This window comes from Immundisolibacter sp., from assembly GCF_028696615.1.
In the GTDB taxonomy this organism is placed as follows: Bacteria; Pseudomonadota; Gammaproteobacteria; order Immundisolibacterales; family Immundisolibacteraceae; genus Immundisolibacter.
In genome coordinates this window covers 1-7,484 of sequence record NZ_JAQVGQ010000135.1, presented here as the reverse complement: position 1 = coordinate 7,484, position 7,484 = coordinate 1, and the positions used below count along the sequence as shown (strand labels likewise).

The following is a 7,484-nucleotide window of genomic DNA, read 5'->3' as shown; positions in this document are numbered from 1 at the left end:
GATGCCGTTGTCGCGCACCGTCACTGTGTGCGCGACGGGGTCGCACTCGACCTCGATCCGCAGCTCGCCGCCGCCGTCCAGCAGCGCCGGGTCGCGGTAACCCTCGAAGCGCAACTTGTCGAGCGCGTCCGAGGCATTCGAGACCAGCTCGCGCAGAAAGACCTCGCGGTTGCTGTACAGGCTGTGGATCATCAGCTTCAGCAGCTGACTGGTTTCGGTGGTGAAGGCGAGCGTTTCGGCGTGCGTCATGACGGCCTCGTGCGGTGGGAGCGATCCGGTCGCGCGACGCGGCTCGCGGCCGTGGCGCAAGGTCGCTTTTCTGTGGGGTCGCCGGGCGGCGAATACAAGGGCGGCTTCGCGTTTTTACCCTCTCCCGGCCTTGCGGCCACCCTCTCCCGCGCGCGGGAGAGGGAAAAAAAACCTGCCCCAGCGCTCGCCCCTGCGGTGCGAAATGCGCTGTATAACTGCAAGCGCTCTTTCTCTAGGAAAACGCTGATTTGTTCAGCGTTTTCCGTCCGGGGCATCCTGCCCCGGCGTGAATCAAGGGCGCAAGCCCTTGATTCACTGAGCGTCGCGCGGGCGTGTACCGCGCGACGGCGAGCTGAAAAAATCCAGGGAGGGAATTTTTCAGCATCTCCCTAGGTCACACGGAGTCGTGCCATGAAAACCGCCCGCATCTTCTTCATCGCCGTCGGCATCTTCTATGCCGTGTTCAACTTCCTCGGCACCCTGCCGTTCGCCACCTCGGCTTACCTCGGCGCCATGTACCCGGGCGTCGACCTGCACGTCGGCGAGCCGGTGTTCCGGCTGCTGCAGGACGCCTGGATCATCGTCGGCATCCAGCTCGGCGCCATCGGCCTGGTGGCGCTGTGGGGCGCGCGCGACCCGCGCCGCTACGCGGCGGTGATCCCGGTGGTGATCGTCACCGAGGTGGTCGACGGCCTGTGGGACCTGTACAGCATCGTGTGGAGCCACGAGGCGGACTGGATGGGCATCACCACGCTGGTGATCCACGCGGTGTGGATCGCCTGGGCCGTGGCCGCCTGGCGGGCGCTGTTCCCGAGCCAGGCGCGCGGCTGAAGGCCCGGCCGTTCGCGGCTGAAGCCGCTCCTACAGGGTTCGGTTCGTCGTAGGAGCGGCTTCAGCCGCGAATCCTCCCCCACGCATCCCGCCTCACCCCGCCGCCGCAAACTCGCGGTCGATGGCCGCCCATACCGCGGCCTGGATGGCCGGCGCCTCCTGCAGCAACTCGTGGCGGGCGCCGGCGATCCACTGCACGCGCGCCTGCGGCAGGCGCGCCGCGAAGGCGGCCGCGGCGGCGCTGTCGACCACCTGATCGCGCCCGGCCAGCAGCATCAGCAGCGGCGTGTCCAGCAGCGAAGGATCGACGGCATGCAGGCGGTCCAGCGACTCGAACGCCGCCGCCAGCCAGTACCAGTCCACCTGCCCGAAGGCAAGACCGGGATCGGCCCGGATGCGCCGGCACAGGCGCTCGTAACTGGCGCGGTCCGAAGTCAGCGGATTGACGGCGAACGGGATGGACACCGGCGTGTAATTGGCGCGCCCGGGCAGGCTGCGCCGGCCGAGCCCCAAGCGGATCATCAGCCGCGCCAGGCGTCGCGCCACGCGCTGCGGCCACGGCCGGGTGTGGATGCCGATCATCGGCGCGCACAACACCGCCCGCGCCACCGACCGCGGCCGGCGCGACATCTGGCGCAGCGCCAGGTGCGCGCCCATAGAGTGCGCCAGCAGCAACGGCGGCGGGCCGGGCGGCAGGTCTGCCAGCACCAGCTCGAGATCGGCCAGGTGCCGCTCGAAGGCATCCGCCGGCGGCCGCTCGCCGAGCGTGGAATGCCCCTGCCCGCGCCAGTCGAAGCTCCACACCTCCAGGCCGCGCGCGGTGAGCTGCTGCGCCACCTCGGTGTACTTCTCCAAAAACTCCGACAGCCCCTGCAGCAGCAGCACCCGCCCGCGCGGCGCGGCCGGCCGCCAGTGGCCGCGGCGCAGGCGCGCGCCGTCGTCGGTGCTCAACCAGTCGATGTGGCAGTCGATGTCGGCGGGGGCGTTCATGGGGCGGCGCGGCGGCGGTGGCAAAATGCGGCATTGCCCTGCCGGCCAATGCGCCATGGATTCTAGCTTTCCCGCCGAGCCGCTCCTGCGCGCGGCGACGCTCGACGTCGATCTGGCCGCCGTCGCCGCCAATTACCGCTGGTTCGCCCGCGCCGCCGCGCCGGCCGCCTGCGCCGCCTGCGTGAAGGCCGACGCCTACGGCCTGGGTCTGGCGCCGGTGGCGCGCACGCTGTGGCGAGCCGGCTGCCGCGAGTTCTTCGTCGCCAGCGTGGGCGAGGGTGCGGCGCTGCGCGCGCTGCTGGCCGAGGCGCAAATCTATGTGCTCAACGGCTACCTGCCGGCCGAGCTGCCGGCGCTGCGCGCCGCGCGCCTGCTGCCGGTGCTGAACGATCCCACGCAGGTGGCCGCCTTCGAGGCCGATTTCCCGCCCGATGCGCCGGCGGCGCTGCAGATCGACAGCGGCATGACGCGCCTGGGCCTGGACGCCGCCGACCTGCCGCGGCTCGGCGCGCGCTGGCGCCGCCCGGGCGCGCTCGCGCTGCTGATCTCGCACCTGGCCTGCGCCGAGCAGGCCGCGCATCCGCTGAACCGCCAGCAGCTCGAGCGTTTCACCGCCGCCTGGCAGGCGCTCGGCCGGCCGCGGGCGAGTCTCGCCAACTCATCCGGCGTGCTGCTCGGCCGGGACTGGCATTTCGACCTGGTGCGCCCCGGCGCCGGCCTGTACGGCCTGAACCCGCGGCCGCCGCAAGCCAATCCGCTGCAGCCGGTGGTGCGCCTGACAGCACCCGTGCTGCAGGTGCGCGACGTGCGCGAGGACACCAGCGTCGGCTACGGCGCCAGCTACCGCATGCAGGCGCCCGGACGCATCGCCACCGTGGCCTGCGGCTATGCCGACGGCTACCCGCGCGCCGCCAGCAACCGCGCCGCGGCGCTGGTCGATAGCCGGCGCGTGCCGCTGATCGGCCGGCTGTCGATGGACCTTTTGATGCTGGACGTGAGCGCGCTGCCGGCCGGCACGCCGCGCCCGGGCGACGAGGTGGAGCTGCTCGGCGCCGGCTACGACGTGGACGCGCTGGCCGACGCCGCCGGCACCATCGGCTACGAGCTGCTGACGCATCTGGGCCGGCTGTGCCGGCGGCGCTACGCTGCGCCCGGCTGAACCGCCTCCAGAGACGAAATTTTTCGGCAATTGCAGGAGCAAAAACCATGCAACTGAGTCGCTATGCCGTCGGCAGCGCCGGCGAGGAAGCCTTCGGTTTCTGCCAGGCCGTGCGGCGCGGCCCACACGTGGCGGTATCCGGCAGCACCGGGCGCGACGTGGACGGCCACATCGTGCCGGGCGGCGCCTACGCCCAGGCCCGCCAGGCGATCGAGAACCTGCAAACCGCGCTGGCGGCGGTCGGCGGCACGCTGGCCGACGTGATCCGCACGCGCGTGTTCGTGGTCGACATGAGCGACTGGGAGGCGGTGGCCCGCGCCCATTGCGAAGCCTTCGCCGAACATCCGCCGGCCAGCAGCCTGATCGGCGTCAACGCCCTGTTCGAGCCGGACGTGCTGGTCGAGATCGAGGCCGACGCCATCATCGCCGACGGCGCCTGAACGTAATCCTTGCCCTCTCCCGCAGGCAGGCGAGAGGAAAGTGAACCTGCCCCGCCGCTTGCGGGAGAGGGTGGCGGCAAGGCCGGGAGAGGGCATGCCGGACCGCTACAGCCCCCGCAGCGCCTCGCGGTAGGCGTCCATGTCCGGCGCGCGGCCGTCGCGCTGCGCCTGCCACAGTTCGAGCGCCAGGCAGTCGATCAGCCGGTGCTCGGCGGCGTGCGCGTCACCCAGACGCTTGACCAGGCGCGCGTGGGCCTGCGCCGCCTCCGGCGGCAGGCGCGTGGCGAGTTGCTCGCGCACCGCCAGATGCAGACCCATGTGCAGGTAGGGATTGGTGCGCCCGTCGGCGCCGTCGAATTCCTGCGTGAGCGCGTCCGGCGCCAGCACAAAGTCCTGGTACTCCGGGTGCAGGCGCAGCACGTCGGCGATGCGCTGCTGCTGCAGGTCCAGCGGCAGGCCGTCCCGGTGACGCCGCCAGGCGTCGGCATAGGCGCGGCGCAGGCTGTCGCGGTCCTGACCGAACATCAGGCGTGCGCCTTGTCGGCGGCGGCGACGGCGGCCGCCTTGTCCGGCCACTCGCACAAATCGGCGATCAGGCACTGCCCGCAGCGCGGTTTGCGCGCCGTGCACACGTAGCGGCCGTGCAGGATGAGCCAGTGGTGCGCGTCGTGGCGGAACTCGGGCGGGGTCACTTTCAGCAGGCGTTCTTCCACCTGCCGCACCGTCTTGCCGGGCGCCAGGCCGGTGCGGTTGGCAACCCGAAAGATGTGCGTGTCGACGGCGATGGTCGGCTCGCCAAACGCCGTGTTCAGCACCACGTTGGCGGTCTTGCGCCCGACGCCCGGCAGCGCTTCGAGCGCCTTGCGGTCGCGCGGCACCTGCCCGCCGTGTTGCTCGACCAGGATCCGGCAGGTCTTGATGATGTTCTCGGCCTTGCTGTTGTAAAGGCCGATGTGGCGGATGTAGGACTTCAGGCCCTCCACGCCCAGCGCCAGCATGGCCTCGGGCGTGTTGGCCACCTGAAACAGCCTGGCGGTGGCGGCATTCACGCTCTTGTCGGTAGCCTGCGCGGACAGGATCACCGCCACCAGCAGCTCGAACGGCGTGCGGTAGTTGAGCTCGGTGGTGGGATGGGGCATGGCCGCGCGAAAGCGCTCGAAGATGGCGCGGCGTTTTTGCGCGTTCATGCGCCGCGCGCCGCCAGCAAGGCGCGCGCCCGGGCCAGCGCCTCCTGCACCTCGGACGACACACCGGCCGGCGACGGGGCCGCCTGCTGCACCGCCAGCCGCCGCTGGCGCGCCTGGTGGCGGCGACGGTTGACGGCCGCGCGGGCGGCGCGCTCGGCCTCGCCGGGTGCCGGCTGTGCCAGCAGGTGAATGCAGTCCACCGGGCACGGCGCCACGCACAGGCCGCAGCCGTTGCACTCGTCGGCGATCACGCCGTGCAGGCGCTTGGCGGCGCCGACGATGGCGTCCACCGGGCAGGCCCGGATGCACTTGGTGCAGCCGATGCAGGCGTCCGGGTCGATCCACGCCCGCTGCGGCGGCGGCGCCGGCCCGCAGGCCGCATCGAGCGCCCGCGCCGGCCGGCCGAGCAGCACCGCCAGCGCGGCGATCAGCGCCTCGCCGCCCGGCGGGCAGCGGTTCAGATCACACGCGCCGCCGGCCAACGCCTGCGCGTACGGGCGGCAGGCGTCGTAACCACAGCGCCCGCACTGGGTCTGCGGCAGCAGGGCGTCGATGGCATCGGCGAGGGAGTCGGTCACGGCAGGCATGGCCGGCATTTTAGTGCTGCGGCCCGGGTGGGAAAGAATGGGTTTCGCGGCTACAGACGGTGAATCCGCCGCGGCGTCGCGCAGCGCATCGACTAGACTGCCGCGATCGCCACCACCACCGCGTTCACGCATGACCGATCGCTTGCGCCCCGCCGCCCGCATGGCGGACATCGCCCCGTTCCACGTCATGGAAGTCATGGGCCGCGCCCAGGCCGCCGCGGCCGCCGGGCGCGACATCGTGCACATGGAAGTCGGCGAGCCGGATTTCTCCACCGCCGAACCCATCGTCGAGGCCGGCGTCCGTGCCCTGCGCGACGGCCACACGCACTACACGCTGGCGCTCGGCCTGCCGGCACTGCGCGAGGCGATCGCGGCCTTCTACCGCACGCGCCACGGCGTGACGGTCGCGCCGCGGCGGGTGGTGGTCACCGTCGGCGCCTCGGGCGCGCTGCAGATGGCGCTGTGGGCGCTCATCGGCCCCGGCGACGAGGTGCTGCTCACCGATCCCGGCTACCCCTGCAACCGGCACTTCGTGCAGCTCGCCGGCGGCGTGCCGGTGGACCTGCCGGTCGGCCCCGACAGCAACTGGCAGCCGACGGCCGCGCAGATCGACGCCACACTCACGCCGCGCACGCGGGCCGTGCTGCTGGCCTCGCCGGCCAACCCGACCGGCGCCGTCATCGACCGCGCCGAACTCGCCCGCATCGCCACGCTGCTGCGCGAGCGTGGCGTGGCGCTGATCGCCGACGAGATCTATCACGGCCTCATCTACGGCGCGGACACCTGCACGGCGCTCGCCTGTGATGCCGACGCCGTGGTGGTGAACAGCTTTTCCAAATACTTCGGCATGACCGGCTGGCGCCTCGGCTGGCTGGTGGTGCCGGACGCGCTGCTGCGCAGCGTGGAGAAGCTGGCGCAGAACCTGTTCATCGCGCCGCCGACGCCGGCCCAGTACGCGGCGCTCGTGGCCTTCGAGCCCGGCACGCTCGCGCTGCTCGACGCGCGGCGGGACGAATTCCGCGCCCGGCGCGATCGGCTGCTGCCGGCGCTGCGTGAGCTGGGTTTCGACATCCCGGTCACGCCGCAGGGCGCGTTTTACATCTACGCCGGCTGCGAGCGCTTTGCCGCCGACAGCTTCGATTTCTCGCTGCGCCTGCTGGATGAGGCCGGCGTCGCCGCCACGCCCGGCCTCGACTTCGGCCACCACACGGCGCGCAGCCACCTGCGCTTTGCCTACACCACCTCCGCCGAGCGCATTGCCGAGGCCATCGCGCGCCTGCGCCGCTGGCTGGCGTGAACGCGCCGGCCGCCGCCCCCCGACTGGTATAGAATCGCCGCCCCTCGCGTCCTGCCCCCTCCTTTTACATGTCCGCCAAAATCGGCTTCGTCAGCCTGGGCTGTCCCAAGGCGCTGGTGGATTCCGAACGCATCATGACCGAGCTGCGCGGCACCGGTTACCAGCTGTCGTCCAGCTACGCCGGCGCCGATCTGGTGGTGGTCAACACCTGCGGCTTCATCGACGCCGCCAAGCAGGAGTCGCTGGACGCCATCGGCGAGGCGCTGGCCGAGAACGGCCGCGTCATCGTCACCGGCTGTCTGGGCGCCCAGGCGCACGAGATTCTCGATCGCCACCCGCAGGTGCTGGCCGTCACGGGACCGCATGCGTATGCCGAGGTGGTGGCCGCGGTGCAGCAACACCTGCCGGCCCCGGCGCCGCGCGAGCACGATCCGTACGTCGATCTGCTGCCGCCGCAGGGCCTGCGTCTGACGCCGCCGCACTACGCCTACCTCAAGATTTCCGAGGGCTGCAACCACCGCTGCAGCTTCTGCATCATCCCGTCGCTGCGCGGCGATCTCGCGAGCCGGCCGATCGGCGAGGTGCTGACCGAGGCCGAGGCGCTGGTCGACGCCGGCGTGCGCGAGCTGCTGGTGATCTCGCAGGACACCAGCGCCTACGGCGTGGATGTGAAGTACCGCACCGGTTTTCACGGCGGCCGGGCGCTTCGGACCGAAATCGTCACGCTGGCGCGCGGGCCCGGCC

General features: G+C 71.7%; 9 protein-coding genes and 1 pseudogene. 5 read left to right on the top strand and 5 right to left on the bottom strand.

Features of this window, described 5'->3' with window-relative positions:
* Positions 1 to 249: pseudogene (locus PHC73_RS09530) on the bottom strand (molecular chaperone HtpG); the annotation flags it as partial.
* 411 nt (positions 250 to 660) lie between these two features.
* Here PHC73_RS09530 and PHC73_RS09525 point away from each other — a divergent pair.
* Positions 661 to 1,080 carry a BphX family protein gene (locus tag PHC73_RS09525; RefSeq protein ID WP_300127141.1) on the top strand — a complete coding sequence of 140 codons (420 nt, stop codon included), beginning with the start codon at positions 661 to 663 and terminating at the stop codon, positions 1,078 to 1,080.
* Positions 1,081 to 1,173: 93 nt separating this feature from the next.
* On the opposite strand, the gene PHC73_RS09520 is transcribed toward PHC73_RS09525, so the two are convergent.
* Entirely contained in the window at positions 1,174 to 2,070 is an 897-nt protein-coding gene (locus PHC73_RS09520; protein ID WP_300127138.1) for an alpha/beta hydrolase, read from the bottom strand.
* Between the two features lie 55 nt (positions 2,071 to 2,125).
* On the opposite strand from PHC73_RS09520, the gene alr reads away from it, so the two are divergent.
* Both alr and PHC73_RS09510 read left to right on the top strand, forming a co-directional pair.
* Entirely contained in the window at positions 2,126 to 3,229 is a 1,104-nt protein-coding gene (gene alr / locus PHC73_RS09515; protein WP_300127135.1) for an alanine racemase, read from the top strand.
* Between the two features lie 47 nt (positions 3,230 to 3,276).
* A complete protein-coding gene (locus PHC73_RS09510) occupies positions 3,277 to 3,669 on the top strand; it encodes a RidA family protein (protein WP_300127132.1) in 393 nt (130 codons plus the stop codon).
* Between the two features lie 105 nt (positions 3,670 to 3,774).
* Here the strand turns inward: PHC73_RS09510 and PHC73_RS09505 are convergent, their stop codons facing one another.
* From PHC73_RS09505 to PHC73_RS09495, 3 genes are read right to left on the bottom strand one after another with little or no spacing between them, the layout of a single operon-like run.
* Positions 3,775 to 4,194, bottom strand: a complete 420-nt coding sequence (locus tag PHC73_RS09505) for a DUF1841 family protein (RefSeq protein ID WP_300127129.1) — start codon at positions 4,192 to 4,194, stop codon at positions 3,775 to 3,777.
* Positions 4,194 to 4,856, bottom strand: a complete 663-nt coding sequence (nth, locus tag PHC73_RS09500) for an endonuclease III (protein WP_300127127.1) — start codon at positions 4,854 to 4,856, stop codon at positions 4,194 to 4,196. Before nth ends, PHC73_RS09505 begins: the two co-directional genes overlap by 1 nt.
* On the bottom strand, positions 4,853 to 5,443 hold the full coding sequence (locus tag PHC73_RS09495; RefSeq protein WP_366949845.1) for an RnfABCDGE type electron transport complex subunit B: 591 nt from the start codon (positions 5,441 to 5,443) through the stop codon (positions 4,853 to 4,855). The genes nth and PHC73_RS09495 overlap by 4 nt, the downstream gene beginning before the upstream one ends.
* 130 nt (positions 5,444 to 5,573) lie before the next feature.
* Here PHC73_RS09495 and PHC73_RS09490 point away from each other — a divergent pair, with 130 nt between their 5' ends.
* The gene (locus PHC73_RS09490; protein ID WP_300127121.1) at positions 5,574 to 6,740 is read left to right on the top strand and encodes a pyridoxal phosphate-dependent aminotransferase; all 1,167 of its coding nucleotides are present in this window, start codon (positions 5,574 to 5,576) and stop codon (positions 6,738 to 6,740) included.
* Between the two features lie 68 nt (positions 6,741 to 6,808).
* A partial coding sequence (locus PHC73_RS09485; RefSeq protein ID WP_300127118.1) for a radical SAM protein occupies positions 6,809 to 7,484 on the top strand: 676 nt, incomplete at its 3' end.